This is a genomic window from Woeseia oceani (assembly GCF_001677435.1).
GTDB lineage: Bacteria > Pseudomonadota > Gammaproteobacteria > Steroidobacterales > Woeseiaceae > Woeseia > Woeseia oceani.
Genome location: NZ_CP016268.1, coordinates 3,167,151 through 3,183,810 on the forward strand (window position 1 = coordinate 3,167,151; position 16,660 = coordinate 3,183,810).

Here is a 16,660-nt window from a genome sequence, read left to right on the forward strand (position 1 = left end):
AGGCCACCGCCAGTGGCTATTGAGGCAAGAGACGGAGCTGGTGTTGCGCCGCTCCGGGCAGAAAAGGCGAAGCTGTGCCAACAACCCAGTCTGCGTGTCCGCGCCGGTAATACGGCGATAACGGGTGGCCGCTTGGCCCGCCCGGAAGGTGCAGGTAGCCATCAGCCTCGGCACCCGGCGCAACCGCAAACCGTTCCGATGCGCCGAACGCCGGCCCCTGAACCCGCGGCATGTCTCGTCCGCCGGGCAGCGGGTCGCGCGGCATGTCCAGCCAACGGGACACCCACGGCAAAGCACCGCTCAACGGGTGCCTGATCGCTGCCGTATTGCGTTCACCCCAGGTACGTTGCGCCAGCCCCCCTGGCAGGGCTTCCAGTTTTTCGATGACCTGGTCGAGCGTCGTCAGCAGCAGCTCGTCCCAGCTCGCGAAGTTAGCGGTCAGCATATGCGCCGGTCGCTCACTCACCAGCGCCCACAATGGCGCTTCGAATTGTCGGCTCGGCCGGAGTGCAACTTCGTGCGGATAGCGGGCCCGCACGGGCGTCATCAACATTTCGAAAACCTTGCCATGAACGTCATCGCGGAATGTCCGAACCAGTCGGTAGCCGACCGACTCCACGGACGCATGCGGTACCCAGTTTTCCAGCAACAGACGATACTGCGCGCGTTGTGGCTTGCCGCTGATCGCGTTGTCATCGAGCAAGGTCAGCAGGAGTTCCCGCCAGTGCTCAAGGAACAAGGCGCGGTCATCCAGCTGTATGCCCAGCATGTCCGGCGCGGTAAATCGGTCTACCGAGCGCAAGCCGTCGCGAATCTGTTGGCTACGGGCACCCAACGCGTAGCCACCGTCTCCGAGCTTCGCCAACGCGTCGCCATCCGCAACCCGCGAGTTGGCAGTCCACAAGCGGCCATCAGTCGGATTCACCACGCGCGGGTATTGCTCTGCCGGCAACCAGCCGTCGATGCCTTGGTACGTGCTGCCGTCCACGGGCAGGCGACCGTCAACATTGCCGCGTATCGGCACTTGCCCTGCGATAGTCCAGCCAATATTGCCTGCGGCATCGCCGGTCATGAAGTTCTGCGGGGGAATGCCCATACGATTGGCGATAGACAGTGCTTCGTCCACGCTGCCCGCGGTTTCGAGACGCAGTTGCGCGACGTTCACAGCCTGTGGCGCATGCGCGATCCAGCTTACGGCGATTTCGCCGTCAGGGTGAACCAGGTCGTCACGAACCGGACCCCAGATCGTTTCGCGCACAATGATTTCTTCGCTGCGCTCGCCACGAACCTTGATGGACTCACGGTAAGTCTCAAAATAACGCTCACCGTCTGGCGACAAATACACGTTCGAGGTTCTGCCCGGTCGAACGATGACAGCGTCGGACCAGTCGCCGTTGCTGTTCGTAAAGCCCCAGGCAACTGTGCCGTTGCTGCCCGCGACCATGACCGGAGTGCCGGGCAAGGTCACACCGTTCACGTCAATGGCCGCCTGCCCATCCTGCAGGAAGCGAGCACGATAGAAGATGCCAGGCGCGCGCAATCCCAGGTGCATGTCATTGGCAACAATGGCCCGGCCGTCGGCCGTCAGCTGACCCGCCACGGCCCAGTTGTTGCTGCCGGGCAGCATTTCCGGAACAGGCAAACGGGCAGCGGTCAGGCGCGCCTTGTATTCACGCAGATCGAACTGCTCCGGACCGGGAATCGGTGGCTCGCTGCTCGCTGAACCGACCAGTGGCGCATCCCAACGACTGCCCGACGGATAGAGCCAGGCAAAAACGTCCGGCGGCACAGCGCGCGCAACCAGCGACATTTCCACATCGCGGTCCGCCCGCGAGTCATTCAGGTCGAGGAACATCGCATAAAGAACCAGCAAACAGTCTTCGGCCTGCCAGGGCTCCGGCTTGCTGCGCAATACCAGGTACTCGAACGGCCGGGCTGACATGGCCCCCAGCGCCGAATTAACTCCCTCGGCATAAGCGTCGAGCAGCGCACGGTGTTCATCGTCGACGGTGGCCAGCACTTGCTTTGCCCGCGCACGAAAACGATGCAGGCGATGGCGCTTGTCTCTGGCAAGGGCAACGCGGCCCACCAACCCGGCCAATTCACCAGCCGCACTGCGGCGGGACAAATCCATTTGAAAAAAGCGGTCTTGTCCGTGTACGTAACCGGTTGCGAACGCGAGGTCACGACGGTTGCTGGCCCGGATGGTGGGTATGCCGGCCGCATCGCGCTCGATACTTGCCGGCTGACTGATGACGGGAACTGCAAGTTCACCATCAAGATCGGGGAGGCTGCCACGCAGCATCTGCCAGACGACAAACAGACTGATGATGCCCAATCCGGCAAGGACACCGGCCAGACGCAACAGCCAGCGCGTTGCCCGCCGCACGATCAGTCGATGGCCGTCATAGCGACGACGTAACCCGAATAATCTTCATTGAGTTCGTGCTTCCCGAAACGCCGCTCAGGTCACCTTTGGTGAACAATACCAGGTCGTTTTCGACAACCAACTTGTTCGACAATAAGGTTGCGAATATATCGCGGTACAGCTCGAGAATTTCCGTGTGTTCTATATTGAATTCGACCGGATACACGCCACGGTACATGGTTACCCGCCGGCGCGTAGCGATATGCGGCGTGAATGCATAAATAGGAATGTCCGATCGAATACGCGACATCCACAGCGTGGTTGACCCGGATTCTGTCAATGCGATGATCGCTTTGACGGCCATGTGATTTGCCGTGTACATGACGGCCATCGCGATAGCCTCGTCAACAGCCTGAAACTGGTCATCAAGACGATGCGACGTACGGCCCCGCGCCAGGGTATGTTTCTCGGCACCAATGCAAACGCTGGCCATGGCCTTGATCGCTTCCACCGGGTAATCCCCTACGGCGGTCTCGGCAGACAGCATTACCGCATCACTGCCATCCATAACAGCGTTGGCAACGTCCGACACTTCCGCACGGGTAGGAATCGGACTATTGATCATCGACTCCATCATCTGCGTTGCTGTGATGACCACTTTGTTCATGTGTCGTGTGCGCCGGATGATCCGCTTTTGCATTCCAGGCAATTCGGCGTAACCCATTTCGACGCCGAGATCTCCACGGGCAACCATAATGACGTCCGCCGCGTCGATAATGGATTCAATGCGTTCAACCGCTTCCGCGCGTTCAATTTTGGCAACGATCATGCCGTGGCCGCCGGCGTCCCGGAATAAGCGGCGTGCCTCGCGAACATCGGCCGCACTGCGCACGAACGACACTGCCAGAAAGTCCATCTCCAGCTCAGCGGCTGTTCGAATGTTGGCCCGGTCTTCGCTGGTGAGTGCCGCTGCCGACAAACCACCGCCCTGTCGGTTGATACCTTTGTGGTCAGACAACTCGCCGCCGAATTCCACTATGGTGCGAATCCGCGTACCGTCGACCCGAACGACTTTGAGCGTAATCTGCCCATCATTCAGCAGCAAGGTATCGCCCTCGGAGATGTCTACGTGCAGGTCGTCGTAAGCCACACTGACACCGTGTTCGTCGCCGTCATCGCCGCCCAGCGTTGAATCGAGAAAGAATTCGGCACCTGGCTTCAGCATCACGGCGCCTTCACGGAAACGTCGGATACGAATCTTCGGACCTTGCAAATCGCCCATGACGCCGATTTCCCGGCCACAGGCACGTGCCGCTTCTCTTAATGCTTCGGTACGCCGCCGGTGTTCAGCCGCAACTCCGTGGGAGAAGTTGATGCGCACTACATCGACACCCGCTTTGATCATTGCGATCAAAACAGCCGGATCATCGGTAGCCGGCCCGAGGGTCGCTACAATTTTGGTTCGTTTCAGCATGGCGGCGATTATTGCATACGAACAATGACTTCGTATTGCTACATCTGCAGATTTTTGCAGGGCCCGGCCAGGCGGCAAACACTACGACGGTTGTCTCTCCGCACCGAATTTGTGCGCTGCCACATCGGGAGCGTGCCGGCCGTCATTCGCCTGCAAGGGTGCGGGTCTTACCGTCGTGAGAGTTAGCAACGCGGTCCGCAACGGCGTGGGCCGCCGAATCGGGCAGTTAAAGCGCGGCTTGCGAACCTTGCTTGAATGACGGCCAGCGCGGGTCGTACAACGGGCCGGAGCGAATTCGGTGCCAGGCGCAGTAGCCGTGCTGCTGGCCGTCGCCCGCTATAGTCTAATCCGCGGCCCGCTTTTCGAGAATGTCCACCGCCGGCAGCACCTTGCCTTCGACGAACTCCAGAAAGGCGCCGCCGCCTGTCGATATGTATGAAATGTTGTCCGCGACACCGTACTTGTCGATGGCCGCCAGCGTGTCACCGCCGCCGGCAACCGAGAACGCGTCACTGGCCGCACAGGCCTCTGCAATCGCCCGCGTGCCGTCGCCGAACTGGTCGAACTCGAACACGCCGACCGGGCCATTCCAGATGATTGTGCCGGCGTTCGCCAGCAAATCTGCGAACTGCCGGGCGGTACGCGGCCCTATGTCCAGAATCAGGTCATCGTCTGCAACATCAGCCAAGGCCTTCACCGTCGCCGTGGCGGTACTCGCAAACTCCTTTGCGACCACAACATCGACAGGCAATGGCACGACCGCACGGCCGTCACCGGACGCGATCAGGGACTTTGCCGTATCCAGCATGTCTGCCTCGTGTAACGACTTGCCGACCGGGTGGCCTTCTGCGGCGATGAAGGTATTGGCAATCCCGCCACCCACGATCAACTGGTCAACGATGCCGGCCAGCGCGTCCAGCACGGTCAACTTGGTAGACACTTTGGAACCGCCAACAATGGCGACAAACGGTCGGGCCGGGTTATCAAGTGCCTTGCCGAGCGCCGCCAGTTCCGCTGCCAGTAGCGGGCCGGCGCAGGCGATCGGCGCGAACTTCGCGACACCATAGGTGCTGGCCTGTGCGCGGTGCGCAGTACCGAATGCGTCCATGACAAACACATCGCATAAATTCGCCAGCCGCTGCGACAGCTCATCGCTGCAGGCTTTCTCACCCACCACGAACCGAATGTTCTCGAGCAACACGACCGATCCGGGAGCGACGTTCACGCCCGCACTCCAATCAGCGATCAATGGCACGTCAGTACCGAGCGCAGCACTCAGCCAATCGGCAACAGGCGCCAGCGAAAGCTTCGCGTCCGGCTTGCCTTCTTCCGGACGCCCCAGGTGCGACACCAGGATGACCGCGGCCCCGGCCTGCAAAGCAGCCTTAACCGTCGGCAGCGCCGCCTCCAGCCTGGCCGCACTCGTCACCTTGCCTGCAGCGAGAGGGACGTTCAGGTCTTCACGAATCAATACGCGTTTGCCGGCAAGATCCAGCTCGGTCATTTTTAACATTGGTAACTGCCCGGTGTGGCGAAACGCCCGCCGCAAGCAGCGGGCGTTGCCAGAGACTTATTTGGCGTTGGCCAGCGCCAGCGTGGTATCGAGCATGCGGTTCGAGAAACCCCATTCATTGTCGTACCAGGCCAGCACCTTGACGAAATTGCCGCCCATCACCTTGGTATGCCCGGCGTCATAGGTTGACGAGGCGGGATCGTGATTGAAGTCGATCGACACCAGCGGTTCGTCCGTGTAGGCCAAAACGCCCTTCAGCTCGCCTTCGCTCGCTTCTTTCATGATGCTGTGAATTTCCTCGGCCGTAGTATCGCGATTGGCAACGAAGGTGAGATCCACCGCCGACACATTGATAGTTGGTACGCGCATGGAGAAACCGTCCAGTCGCCCATCGAGTTCCGGCAGGACCATGCCGACGGCCACTGCCGCACCGGTCTTCGTCGGGATCTGCGACATCGTCGCGGAGCGCGCCCGACGCAAGTCCGAATGGTAGACGTCCGTCAGTACCTGGTCATTCGTGTACGCGTGAATGGTGGTCATCAAGCCATGTTTCACGCCGATTTTTTCGTGCAGCGGCTTGACCAGCGGTGCCAGGCAGTTGGTCGTGCACGACGCATTGGAAATAACCGTGTGCGATGCCTTCAGCGTATGGTGATTCACGCCGTAAACGACGGTTGCATCAACTTCGGTTCCGGCCGGCGCCGAAACAATGACTTTCTTGGCACCGCCCTTCAAATGTGCCGACGCCTTTTCCTTTGACGCAAAAAAGCCCGTGGACTCCAGTACGATATCCACACCAAGTTCGCCCCAGGGCAATTTAGCCGGATCGCGTTCTGCCAGCACCCGGATCCGGTCGCCATTGACGATCATGTAGTCGCCATCGACCTCAACAGTGCCGGGGAAACGCCCATGCGCCGTGTCGCGACGCGTCAGATGCGCGTTGGTCTTTGCATCACCAAGATCGTTTACGGCAACAATCTCGATTTCCTTGCGCAATTCGCCCTCGTACAGCGCACGCAGGATGTTGCGGCCGATACGGCCATAGCCGTTAATTCCGATCTTGATGGTCATTGAAGTCTCCCTGTCTGTATCAATTGCCCGGCCCGCCACGCGGACCCGGTTGTGTCAGTGTCAGTCCAGCAATTCCCGGGTAACCGAGACGACGTTGTCGACGCTGAATCCGTAATGCTCAAACAATTTTTCGGCCGGTGCCGATTGGCCAAACGTATCCATACCGACTACGCGGCCCGAGGTACCAACGAATCGCCACCAACCCTCGGTAACGCCAGCTTCGATCGCGACGCGGGCGGAAACAGCAGCCGGCAAAACGCTTTCACGGTAATCCGCTGTTTGCTGGTCAAACAACTCCACGCACGGCATCGAAACCACCCGGACCTTCACGCCACTGTCGCTGAGTACAGCGGCGGATTCCACCGCGAGCGCCACTTCCGAACCGGTTGCGATCAAAATGAGCTCCGGCGTGCCATCCGAGTCGCGCAGAACATAGCCGCCACGAGCGATGTTGTCGCGTTGCGCAACACTGCGCGCTTGATGCGGCAAACCCTGTCGTGTCAGGACCAGGCTCACAGGGCCGTTGCGGCGTTCTATTGCATCTCGCCATGCAACGGCGGTCTCGACCGTGTCACACGGCCGCCACACGCGCATATTCGGCATGATCCGCAGACTGGCGACGTGCTCAACTGGCTGGTGCGTCGGGCCGTCTTCGCCCAGACCAATGGAATCGTGCGTGTAGACGAAAATATTCTGCAGCTCCATCAATGCCGCCATCCGCAGGGCGTTGCGCGCGTAGTCGGAGAACGTCAGGAAGGTGCCCGAATAGGGGATAAAACTACCGTGCAACGCCATGCCATTGCATATCGCAGACATGCCGAATTCACGTACGCCGAAATACAGGTAGTTACCAGACGCGTCGTCGCCGCTCACCGGTCTCGAACCGTCGTGCTTGGTCAGGTTGGAGCCTGTCAGGTCGGCAGAGCCGCCGATCAGTTCCGGCAACGCGGGAGCGAACGCGTTCAGCGCCAGCAAAGACGCCTGGCGTGTCGCCATTTTGGCCCCTGCGGTGTCGATCTCAGCGATCTTGCCAGCGGCGAATTCATTCCACGATTCCGGCAATGCACCGTGTTTACGGCGCAAGAACTCTGCCGCCAGCTCCGGAAACTCCAGTTCGTAGCGCGCAAACAGGTCATTCCAGGCCTGTTCGCTCGCCGCGCCTTTGTCCCGTCCATCCCACGCGTTGGCAATTTCTTGCGGGATTTCGAACGGCGGGTATTGCCAGCCCAGCGCTTCACGGGTCGCCGCGATTTCGTCGGCACCGAGCGGCGCGCCGTGCGTGCTGGCTGTGCCCTGCTTGTTCGGTGAACCAAAGCCGATAACAGTCTTGCAGCAGATGATTGTGGGCCGCTCTTCGTCAGCCACGGCTTCGGCGATGGCCGCGTTGAGCGCGTCGCTGTCGTGACCATCGACATTGTCGATGACTTGCCAGCCATATGCGCGAAAACGCGCAGCCGTATCGTCCGAGAACCAGGCCGCCACCTCGCCATCAATGGAAATGCCGTTGTCGTCATACAGGCAAATAAGCTTGCCAAGCTTCAATGTTCCGGCGAGTGAACAGACTTCGTGGGAAATACCTTCCATCAGGCAACCGTCGCCGGTGAATACCCATGTCTTGTGATCGACGATCTCGAATCCCGGTCGATTGAACTCGGCGGCCAGCATTTTCTCGGCCAGCGCCATGCCAACCGCATTACTGATGCCCTGCCCCAGCGGCCCCGTCGTGGTTTCGATGCCGAGCTCTGCTTCGCGCTCCGGATGACCGGCTGTTCGGTAGCCGAACTGCCGGAAATTGCGGATTTCATCCATGCTCAACGGGTAGCCCGTCAGGTGCAGAAGGCTGTACAGCAACATCGACCCGTGCCCGTTTGACAGGACAAAACGGTCGCGATCGACCCATTCCGGGTTTGCGGGGTTGTGCCGCAGATAGTCATTCCAAAGGACCTCCGCGATGTCCGCCATGCCCATAGGGGCACCGGGATGGCCGGAATTGGCCGCTTGCACGGCGTCCATACTGAGGGCGCGAATAGCGTTTGCGAGGTCACGTCGCGCTGGGCGCGCAACGTTCCGAGGGCTGGTTTCTAGTGGCATTGGACTCTGAGTTTGGCCGACGATCCGGCGTTATGGTTAATTCTGCGACTGGCGCGGCAAAACGGGCTGGCGCATTTTCCCTGTTTAACTCATGGGTCGCAAGCGAGCATCGCCTGCATCGTGCTGCCTGGCAACGGATACAGTGAGTTACAAATCGTTCGTGGTACCTCTGGAACCAGCTGGGGTACAATCGCGCCCGGTTTTTTCAAGATAATGTGAGTTCAATGACCCAATCCTTCCTGTTTACCTCAGAATCGGTGTCCGAGGGGCATCCGGACAAGATTTCCGACCAAATCTCCGACGCGGTGCTCGATGCCATACTGGAGCAGGACAAGTCGGCGCGTGTCGCCTGTGAAACGCTGGTCAAGACCGGCATGGTCATGGTCGCTGGCGAAGTTACCACCACTGCCTGGGTGGATATTGAAGAACTCGTGCGCAAAACCGTGATCGGTATAGGTTATACCGACTCGAGCATGGGCTTCGACGGCGCGTCATGTGCCGTGATCAATGCGCTGGGCAAGCAATCACCCGACATCGCACAGGGCGTTGACCGTGGCGATCCGGAGTCTCAGGGCGCCGGCGACCAGGGCCTCATGTTCGGTTACGCCACCAACGAAACCGACGTGCTGATGCCGGCTCCGGTCACTTTCGCGCACCGACTGGTACGTCGTCAGGCCGAAGTTCGCAAGAACGGCACCTTGCCGTGGCTGCGTCCCGACGCCAAGAGCCAGGTCACGTTCCGCTACGAGAACAACAAGCCAGTATCGATTGATGCCGTGGTTCTGTCATCGCAACACCATGCCGATATCAGCATGAAAGATTTGCGCGACGGCATCATGGAAGAAATCATCAAACCGGTCATTCCTGCCGAATGGCTGAGCAACGATACGAAGTATCACATCAACCCGACCGGTCGCTTCGAAATTGGCGGGCCGATGGGTGACTGTGGACTCACCGGCCGCAAGATCATTGTGGACACCTACGGCGGCTCAGCCCGGCACGGTGGTGGCGCGTTCTCGGGTAAAGACCCATCGAAAGTCGACCGTTCGGCCGCGTACGCGTGCCGTTACGTGGCCAAGAATATCGTCGCCGCAGGCCTCGCCGAGCGCTGTGAGATTCAGGTTTCCTACGCCATTGGTGTGGCCGAACCCACCTCAATCAGCGTACACACATTCGGTACAGGCAAAGTCAGTGAAGACAAACTGACCGCCCTGGTGCGAGAGCACTTTGACCTGCGTCCCTACGGCATTCTGAAAATGCTCGACCTGATCAAGCCCATCTACCAGCCGACGGCCGCTTACGGTCACTTTGGCCGGGAAGATCTGGACCTTAGCTGGGAGCGCACGGACCGCGCCGACGCACTGCGCGGCGCTGCAGCAGCCTGAAGCTGACTGCACTTACCCCTTTGTACAAAATTGCACGAATTAACTAGGAGAGTTTCATGAGCAGCGAAGCTGTTGCCATCCAGAATCAGGACTACAAAGTCGCTGACATCTCGGGCGCTGCCTGGGGCCGCAAGGAAATCGCCATTGCGGAAACTGAAATGCCGGGCTTGATGGCATTGCGCGAAGAGTTTGGCGCGCAACAACCGTTGAAAGGCGCACGTATTGCTGGTTGTCTGCACATGACAATCCAGACAGCCGTTCTGATCGAAACACTGACAGCGCTCGGCGCCGAAGTACGCTGGTCATCCTGCAACATATTCTCAACTCAGGACCATGCGGCCGCAGCGATCGCTGCCAGCGGCGTCCCCGTGTTCGCCTGGAAAGGAGAAACGGAAGACGAGTACTGGTGGTGCGTCGAACAGACCATCAACGGACCGGACGGCTGGCAGCCGAACATGTTGCTGGACGATGGCGGTGACCTGACCCAGCTCATGCACGACAAGTACCCGGAAATCATGAAGGGTGTGCGTGGCTTGTCAGAAGAAACCACGACCGGCGTCAAGCGCCTTTATGACATGCAGAAAGACGGCAGCCTTGCGTGCCCGTCGTTCAACGTCAATGACTCTGTGACGAAGTCCAAGTTCGACAATCTCTACGGCTGTCGCGAGTCACTGGTCGATGGCATCAAGCGTGCAACCGACGTGATGATCGCCGGCAAAGTCGCACTCGTATGCGGCTATGGAGACGTCGGCAAAGGTTCAGCACAGTCGCTGCGCGGACTGGGCGCGACAGTCTGGATTACGGAAATCGATCCGATCTGTGCCTTGCAGGCCGCCATGGAAGGTTACCGGGTCGTCAAGCTTGACGACGTCGTTGATCAGGTCGACATCGTCGTCACTGCAACCGGCAACTACCACATCCTCACCGGCCCGCAAATGGAGCGCATGAAAGACCAGGCGATCATCTGCAACATCGGCCATTTCGACAACGAGATAGACGTTGCCTACCTGAAGAAATTCGACTGGGAAAACATCAAGCCGCAGGTTGATCACATCATCTTCCCGAATGGCAAGCGCATCATCCTGCTCGCCGAAGGCCGGCTCGTGAATCTCGGTTGCGGTACCGGGCACCCGAGTTTCGTCATGTCGAACTCGTTCACCAACCAGGTACTGGCACAGATGGAATTGTGGGCAAATGCCGACGATTACAAAAATGAAGTGTACGTACTGCCGAAGCACCTGGATGAAAAAGTTGCGCGGCTGCACCTGGCTCGTATCGGCGCAAACCTGACCGAGCTGACTGACGAGCAAGCCAAATACATTGGCGTAAATCAGGACGGCCCGTTCAAGCCGGAGCACTACCGCTACTAAGCGCGCCAAGCAGCAGGCCAGTTCTCTTTCGGGAACTGGCCTGCCTTTCCAGTGCAGGCTATCATGCTGACGTCCGCGCCTTCCGCGCTCAGCGAGACCTGCCGTTAATCAATCATCCAGACATGCCGTCAGGGTCCTGCAAATCACAGACCCGCACTTGTTCGCTGATCCGGCGGCAAGTTTGCGTGGCTCTGTCACCCACGACACACTCGCCGCCGTCCTGAATCACGTACGCACGTCCGGCTGGTCCGCGGACATGATTGCGATGACCGGCGACCTCATACAGGACGACAGCCGGGACGCCTACGTTCGTTTTCGTGAACATTTCTCTTCCCTCGGCTTGCCGGTACATTGCGTGCCTGGCAACCACGACGTACGCGACTTCATGCAGGAAGCGCTTACCGCAGAGCCCTTTCACTACTGCGGCAGCTTTCAGCACGATCAGTGGCTGGTCGCCGGCATAGACTCCTGCAAGACAAAGAGCGCCGGCGGGCATGTTGCGCCGCAGGAAATCGACAGGCTCGGCACCCTCGTTGCCGAGTCCACGGCGGAACATGTACTCGTCTGCCTGCATCATCCTCCCTTGCCGGTTGGCAGCAAGTGGCTGGACGGCGTCGGCCTCGACAATAGCGATGAACTCCTGACGGCACTCTCGGCCATGGGCAAAGTGCGCGGCTGCCTGTTCGGACATGTACACCAGGCATTTGAAACCGATCACAATGGACTGCGCATCATTGGGACACCGTCCACCTGCCGGCAATTTCTTCCCGGCAGCGACGACTTCGCGCTGGACGACCGACCACCGGCCTACCGCCGTGTTGAACTACAGGCCGACGGAACCATCGAATCCGAATTGATCTGGGTAGATGCATGATATTACTGCAGCGCAGAACGCCGTTAGCGAAGTTGCTGGTGCTCGTATTCGGTCTCTTGATAATCGCACCGGCCTTTGGCGACGACAGCAAACTGCCCATGTGGCGTATCGACGGCGACAGCAATCGCGTGTACCTGCTCGGCTCCGTGCATTTGTTGCGACCATCGGACTACCCGCTGCCTGCCGGAATTTACGAAGCATACGCGGATGCCGAGACGCTGGTCATGGAACTCGACATGGACGATCTGGATACAGCCGCTGCGCAATCGCTGGCGAGTGAACTGGGTCTTGCCGCGGCGGGCAGCAGCCTGGCGGTCCTGCTTGGCGCTGAGAGTTACGCGCGGGCATCGACACTGGCAGCCAAAGCCTCCATACCCCTGGAGCTGCTTGCGCAAACAGAGCCGTGGCTGGCCGCAATCACCATCGAACAATTGATGCTGACACGCATTGGCTTTGATCCCGCGTTCGGCGTCGAGAATCACCTGATGGAACGGGCCATTGCGGACCAGAAGGAAATTTTGGGTCTGGAGACAATGCGGCAGCAACTGGAATTGCTGGACGGCTTGCCGGTTGCTGTGCAGCGCGCGCTGCTCTTGCAAACGCTTGAAGAAGGACTCGAGATTCAGGCACAAATGGATATGCTGATCGCGGCCTGGCGCAACGGTGATATCGCAACACTTGAAGCGAATATTCTGCAAGACATGCAGGCACAACCGGTCCTGTACGAGGAACTGGTTGTCGCCCGCAATAAGAACTGGGTCAAGCAGATTGAATTATTGCTTGAGGACAGTGACGACTACCTGATCATCGTCGGCGCACTGCACCTGGTGGGACAGGACGGCGTACCAGAATTACTGCGGCAGCGCGGACACGCGGCCAAACAGCTCGCGCAGTCCGATCTGCAGTAATCGCAGCTACCGCTACACCTCGATCATTTCAAAATCTTCTTTGCCGGCACCGCAATCGGGGCATCGCCACGACAGCGGCACATCGTCCCAACGCGTTCCCGCTGGAATTCCGGATTCAGGGTCACCCTCTTCTTCGCTGTAGAGGTAGCCGCAGATAAGGCACATGTAGGTCTTCATAGGGCCGTGACTTTGTCGCGATCATCACTTGCTTGTCAACCATTGCGCGCTGCACGGACTTCCGCCACCTGCCGTGCTCCGGTAGCATGCGTGCCCTGCTCACCCAATCGCTAATCGAGGAATACCATGACATTGTTTGCCGACGCCAGGAAGTACATTGCCGGTGGAGTAAATTCACCCGTGCGCGCCTTCGCAAGCGTTGGCGGCGAACCGGTATTTATGCGGCGTGCGCACGGTGCCTGGCTGGAAACAGAAGACGGTCAGCAACTGATCGACTACGTTGGTTCGTGGGGACCGATGATTCTTGGGCATGCACACCCCGAGGTTATCGCCGCTGTCACCGAAACCGCAGCCAATGGTCTGAGTTTCGGCGCGCCCTGCGTTCTGGAAACGCAACTTGCGCGCAAAGTGTGCGAGCTGATGCCATCAATCGAGAAGATACGAATGGTCAGTTCAGGCACTGAAGCAACCATGAGTGCCATTCGTCTGGCACGTGGCCACACCGGCAGAGACAAGATCATAAAGTTTGAAGGCTGCTACCACGGACACTCTGACTCACTGTTGATCAAGGCCGGCTCGGGTGCGCTGACACTGGGTGTACCGAGCTCGCCGGGCGTTCCCGCAGGGCTGGCACAACACACCGTGACGCTGCCCTACAATGACAGTGCCGCCGTCATCAAGGCATTTGCAGAAATCGGCGACCAAATCGCCTGCGTCATCGTTGAACCGATCGCCGGCAACATGAATATGGTGTTGCCGGTCGACGGTTTTCTGGAGACCCTGAGGGAGCAATGCAGCGAGGCCGGCGCACTGCTGATCCTGGATGAGGTGATGACCGGCTTCCGCGTCGCCCGCGGTGGCGCGCAGGCCCTGTACGGCATCACGCCCGACCTGACCACGCTCGGAAAGATAGTCGGCGGCGGCATGCCGGCTGCCGCGTTTGGCGGCCGTGCCGAGGTCATGAACAGCCTTGCGCCGGACGGTCCGGTTTATCAGGCGGGTACCTTGTCTGGCAATCCGCTGGCCATGGCCGCCGGATTGGCCACCTTGACGCTGCTTGAGCAGAAGGGTTTTTATACAGCGCTGACGGAAAAGACCCGCACACTCGTCAACGGCCTGGCCGATATCGCATCCCGCGCGGGCATACCGCTCGCCTGCGAGTCCACGGGTGGCATGTTCGGCATTGTGTTTAGCGACGATGCCCCCGTACGAACCTACGCGCAGGTTGCCGCCGCCGACGTCGATCGTTTCCGGCGCTTTTTTCACGGGATGCTCGAACGTCAGGTCTATTTCGCACCCTCCGCCTTCGAAGCAGGCTTCGTCTCTGCCGCACATGGCGACGCGGAAATATCACGCACTCTGGAGGCGGCCGAGGCTGTTATACCGACACTGGCCTGAGTGCAGGGCGGGTTTCAGACAAGCTCAACGTCACGAGCGTCGCGTAACACGGTGCGGACCAGTTGCAGGCGCTGCAGGGGATCCGTCATCTCGAGGCAATCCTGTTTTTGCTGAGCGCTAAAGGGCAGGATTTCCGCAAACCGGTAGCCAACCCAAACCGCGTCCTCATAACGGCGCGGCAGATCGACGTACAAGCGACCAAGGTCAGTCAGTACGCTGTCCAGTATCTGCGCCAGCGACAAGAATTCCTCCGGCAAAGGACACGACGTGGTCGCTGGCAGCAATTGCACTTCACCGCGCAGCAACCCGTCCGGCTGCCGCTCCCGGGATTGCAGCACGAACCGTTCGGAGCCTAGCGCGGTTATGCCGAGTATGCCGTCACTCCCCTGGTACCAGTCACTCACCTCGGCAAGCGTACCGATATCGAATGTCGAGGCAGGGCCTGTCTCGCTACCGGCGCGGATCTGCACAACGCCAAACGGCGTTCCCTCGCGCAGACATTGGCTGATCATGTCCAGGTACCGGGGCTCGAAGATGCGCAGCGGCAGAGGACCCTCGGGGTACAGGACGGTGTGCAATGGAAACAGTGGAATCTGCATTGGACTACCTTGGCGCGAGACTCGCTCGCCCTCAGTATAGTTGCCGGCAGCTGTTCTGTATTTGCCGTTTCAGGTGGGTGCGTCCAGAGCAGCCGTCAGCTTCTGCCGCACAGCACCAAAGCCACCATTGCTCATGAATACCATATGGTCACCGGGGCGCAGACGCGACTTCAGACCGGCGATCATTGCATCATATTGTCGATAGATCGCCACCTGCTCACCCAAGCCTGCCAGCGCGGAATCGAAGCCCGCACTGACACCCTCCGGACGAAAGACCGCGACGTGGTCTGCCGCCGCGAGTGCCGCAACCAGCGCCTCATCATGCACTCCGAGCTTCATGGTGTTGGAACGCGGCTCCAGCGCCACGAACAGGCGCTCACCCGGGTAACGCGTTTTCATCCCATCGATCGTGCGCCGAATGGCGGTCGGGTGGTGCGCAAAGTCGTCGTAGACGAAAACGCCTGCAACTTCCGCCGTGCGCTCCAGCCGGCGTTTAACCCCGCTGAATCGTGACAAAGCTGCCACCGCCTGGGCCACAGACACGCCCGCCGAGTGCGCAGCAGCGATGGCGGCAAGTGCGTTTTCCAGGTTGTAGGCGCCGGCCAACTGCCAGCCGGCCTCCGCCGCTTCATCGCCGTGCGAGGCTACGAATTTACGGCCCGTCGCGTCACTGAATTCCGCGTGCCAGTCTGCACCAGGTTCCAGGCTGAAGCTTTCACTTGAGCTCCAGCACCCTTTGTCCAGCATGCGTCGCAGGTTTGCGTCCGCCGCATTGAACACAACCCGGCCATTGCCGGGCACGGTACGCATGAGTTGATGGAACTGCCAGATTATCGCGTCAAGATCAGGGTAAATATCGGCGTGGTCGTACTCCATATTGTTAAGCACGAGGGTCCGCGGCCGGTAGTGAACAAACTTTGCACGTTTGTCGAAAAACGCCGTGTCGTATTCATCGGCTTCGACAACGAAATACGGCGCCTCGCCATAGCGAGCCGAACGGCCGAAATTGGCCGGTATGCCGCCAATCAAAAAGCCCGGTGACAAACCGGCATCTTCGAGTATCCACGCCAGCATACTCGACGTTGTGGTCTTTCCGTGCGTCCCTGCCACTGCCATGACGTGACGGCCACGCAACACGAATTTCTCCAGCCACTCCGGCCCCGACATATACGGCAGCCCACGATTGAGCACGGCTTCGACGGCCGGGTTGCCACGACTGAGCGCATTGCCGATCACGACGCAATCAGGAGCATCAGTCAGTGCATCAGCGCTGTAGCCCTCATGAATATCGATACCCAGTGACTCAAGCTGGGTGCTCATCGGCGGGTAAACGTTCGCGTCGCTGCCCGTTACCCGGTGTCCGGCGGCACGCGCAAGCGCAGCGACGCCACCCATGAATGTGCCGCAGATTCCTAGTATGTGAATGTGCATT

13 protein-coding genes are annotated in these 16,660 nt (G+C 59.6%); 5 read left to right on the forward strand and 8 right to left on the reverse strand.

Features of this window, described 5'->3' with window-relative positions:
* Positions 1–16: 16 nt before the first annotated feature.
* From BA177_RS14345 to tkt, 5 genes are all read right to left on the reverse strand, one after another.
* Positions 17–2,389, reverse strand: a complete 2,373-nt coding sequence (locus BA177_RS14345; protein ID WP_082990131.1) for a penicillin acylase family protein — start codon at positions 2,387–2,389, stop codon at positions 17–19.
* A gap of 16 nt (positions 2,390–2,405) precedes the next feature.
* Positions 2,406–3,839, reverse strand: a complete 1,434-nt coding sequence (gene pyk, locus BA177_RS14350; RefSeq protein WP_068619430.1) for a pyruvate kinase — start codon at positions 3,837–3,839, stop codon at positions 2,406–2,408.
* 346 nt (positions 3,840–4,185) lie between these two features.
* Positions 4,186–5,355: a phosphoglycerate kinase gene (locus BA177_RS14355; RefSeq protein WP_068617319.1), complete on the reverse strand. Its 1,170-nt coding sequence runs from the start codon at positions 5,353–5,355 to the stop codon at positions 4,186–4,188.
* Positions 5,356–5,412: 57 nt separating this feature from the next.
* Positions 5,413–6,426: a type I glyceraldehyde-3-phosphate dehydrogenase gene (gene gap / locus BA177_RS14360; RefSeq protein ID WP_068617320.1), complete on the reverse strand. Its 1,014-nt coding sequence runs from the start codon at positions 6,424–6,426 to the stop codon at positions 5,413–5,415.
* A gap of 60 nt (positions 6,427–6,486) precedes the next feature.
* Entirely contained in the window at positions 6,487–8,517 is a 2,031-nt protein-coding gene (gene tkt, locus BA177_RS14365; RefSeq protein ID WP_068617321.1) for a transketolase, read from the reverse strand.
* A 224-nt stretch (positions 8,518–8,741) separates the two neighbouring features.
* Between tkt and metK the strand changes: the two genes are divergently transcribed.
* From metK to BA177_RS14385, 4 genes are all read left to right on the forward strand, one after another.
* On the forward strand, positions 8,742–9,902 hold the full coding sequence (gene metK, locus BA177_RS14370) for a methionine adenosyltransferase (RefSeq protein ID WP_068617322.1): 1,161 nt from the start codon (positions 8,742–8,744) through the stop codon (positions 9,900–9,902).
* A 56-nt stretch (positions 9,903–9,958) separates the two neighbouring features.
* A complete protein-coding gene (gene ahcY / locus BA177_RS14375; protein WP_068617323.1) occupies positions 9,959–11,272 on the forward strand; it encodes an adenosylhomocysteinase in 1,314 nt (437 codons plus the stop codon).
* A gap of 142 nt (positions 11,273–11,414) precedes the next feature.
* Complete coding sequence (locus BA177_RS14380; RefSeq protein ID WP_257739308.1) at positions 11,415–12,146, forward strand: metallophosphoesterase; 732 nt, start codon at positions 11,415–11,417, stop codon at positions 12,144–12,146.
* The gene (locus BA177_RS14385; protein ID WP_082990132.1) at positions 12,143–13,054 is read left to right on the forward strand and encodes a TraB/GumN family protein; all 912 of its coding nucleotides are present in this window, start codon (positions 12,143–12,145) and stop codon (positions 13,052–13,054) included. Before BA177_RS14380 ends, BA177_RS14385 begins: the two co-directional genes overlap by 4 nt.
* A 12-nt stretch (positions 13,055–13,066) precedes the next feature.
* Here BA177_RS14385 and BA177_RS14390 read toward each other — a convergent pair whose 3' ends face one another.
* Positions 13,067–13,231: a rubredoxin gene (locus BA177_RS14390; protein ID WP_068617331.1), complete on the reverse strand. Its 165-nt coding sequence runs from the start codon at positions 13,229–13,231 to the stop codon at positions 13,067–13,069.
* A 126-nt stretch (positions 13,232–13,357) separates the two neighbouring features.
* Here BA177_RS14390 and hemL point away from each other — a divergent pair, with 126 nt between their 5' ends.
* Complete coding sequence (gene hemL / locus BA177_RS14395) at positions 13,358–14,629, forward strand: glutamate-1-semialdehyde 2,1-aminomutase (protein WP_068617333.1); 1,272 nt, start codon at positions 13,358–13,360, stop codon at positions 14,627–14,629.
* A 14-nt stretch (positions 14,630–14,643) separates the two neighbouring features.
* On the opposite strand, the gene BA177_RS14400 is transcribed toward hemL, so the two are convergent.
* Complete coding sequence (locus tag BA177_RS14400) at positions 14,644–15,228, reverse strand: LON peptidase substrate-binding domain-containing protein (RefSeq protein WP_068617335.1); 585 nt, start codon at positions 15,226–15,228, stop codon at positions 14,644–14,646.
* Positions 15,229–15,297: 69 nt separating this feature from the next.
* Positions 15,298–16,659 (reverse strand): UDP-N-acetylmuramate:L-alanyl-gamma-D-glutamyl-meso-diaminopimelate ligase, encoded by a 1,362-nt coding sequence (mpl, locus tag BA177_RS14405; protein ID WP_068617336.1) that lies wholly within the window; start codon positions 16,657–16,659, stop codon positions 15,298–15,300.
* Between the last annotated feature and the right edge of the window lies 1 nt (position 16,660).

What these genes read in the sequence shown, in the direction of transcription:
- BA177_RS14390 (WP_068617331.1), bottom strand. Translation starts at nt 13,231, where the DNA reads ATGAAGACCTACATGTGCCTTATCTGCGGCTACCTCTACAGCGAAGAA.
- metK (WP_068617322.1), top strand. Translation starts at nt 8,742, where the DNA reads ATGACCCAATCCTTCCTGTTTACCTCAGAATCGGTGTCCGAGGGGCAT.
- gap (WP_068617320.1), bottom strand. Translation starts at nt 6,426, where the DNA reads ATGACCATCAAGATCGGAATTAACGGCTATGGCCGTATCGGCCGCAAC.
- hemL (WP_068617333.1), top strand. Translation starts at nt 13,358, where the DNA reads ATGACATTGTTTGCCGACGCCAGGAAGTACATTGCCGGTGGAGTAAAT.
- mpl (WP_068617336.1), bottom strand. Translation starts at nt 16,659, where the DNA reads ATGCACATTCACATACTAGGAATCTGCGGCACATTCATGGGTGGCGTC.
- BA177_RS14355 (WP_068617319.1), bottom strand. Translation starts at nt 5,355, where the DNA reads ATGTTAAAAATGACCGAGCTGGATCTTGCCGGCAAACGCGTATTGATT.
- BA177_RS14400 (WP_068617335.1), bottom strand. Translation starts at nt 15,228, where the DNA reads ATGCAGATTCCACTGTTTCCATTGCACACCGTCCTGTACCCCGAGGGT.
- tkt (WP_068617321.1), bottom strand. Translation starts at nt 8,517, where the DNA reads ATGCCACTAGAAACCAGCCCTCGGAACGTTGCGCGCCCAGCGCGACGT.
- ahcY (WP_068617323.1), top strand. Translation starts at nt 9,959, where the DNA reads ATGAGCAGCGAAGCTGTTGCCATCCAGAATCAGGACTACAAAGTCGCT.
- BA177_RS14385 (WP_082990132.1), top strand. Translation starts at nt 12,143, where the DNA reads ATGATATTACTGCAGCGCAGAACGCCGTTAGCGAAGTTGCTGGTGCTC.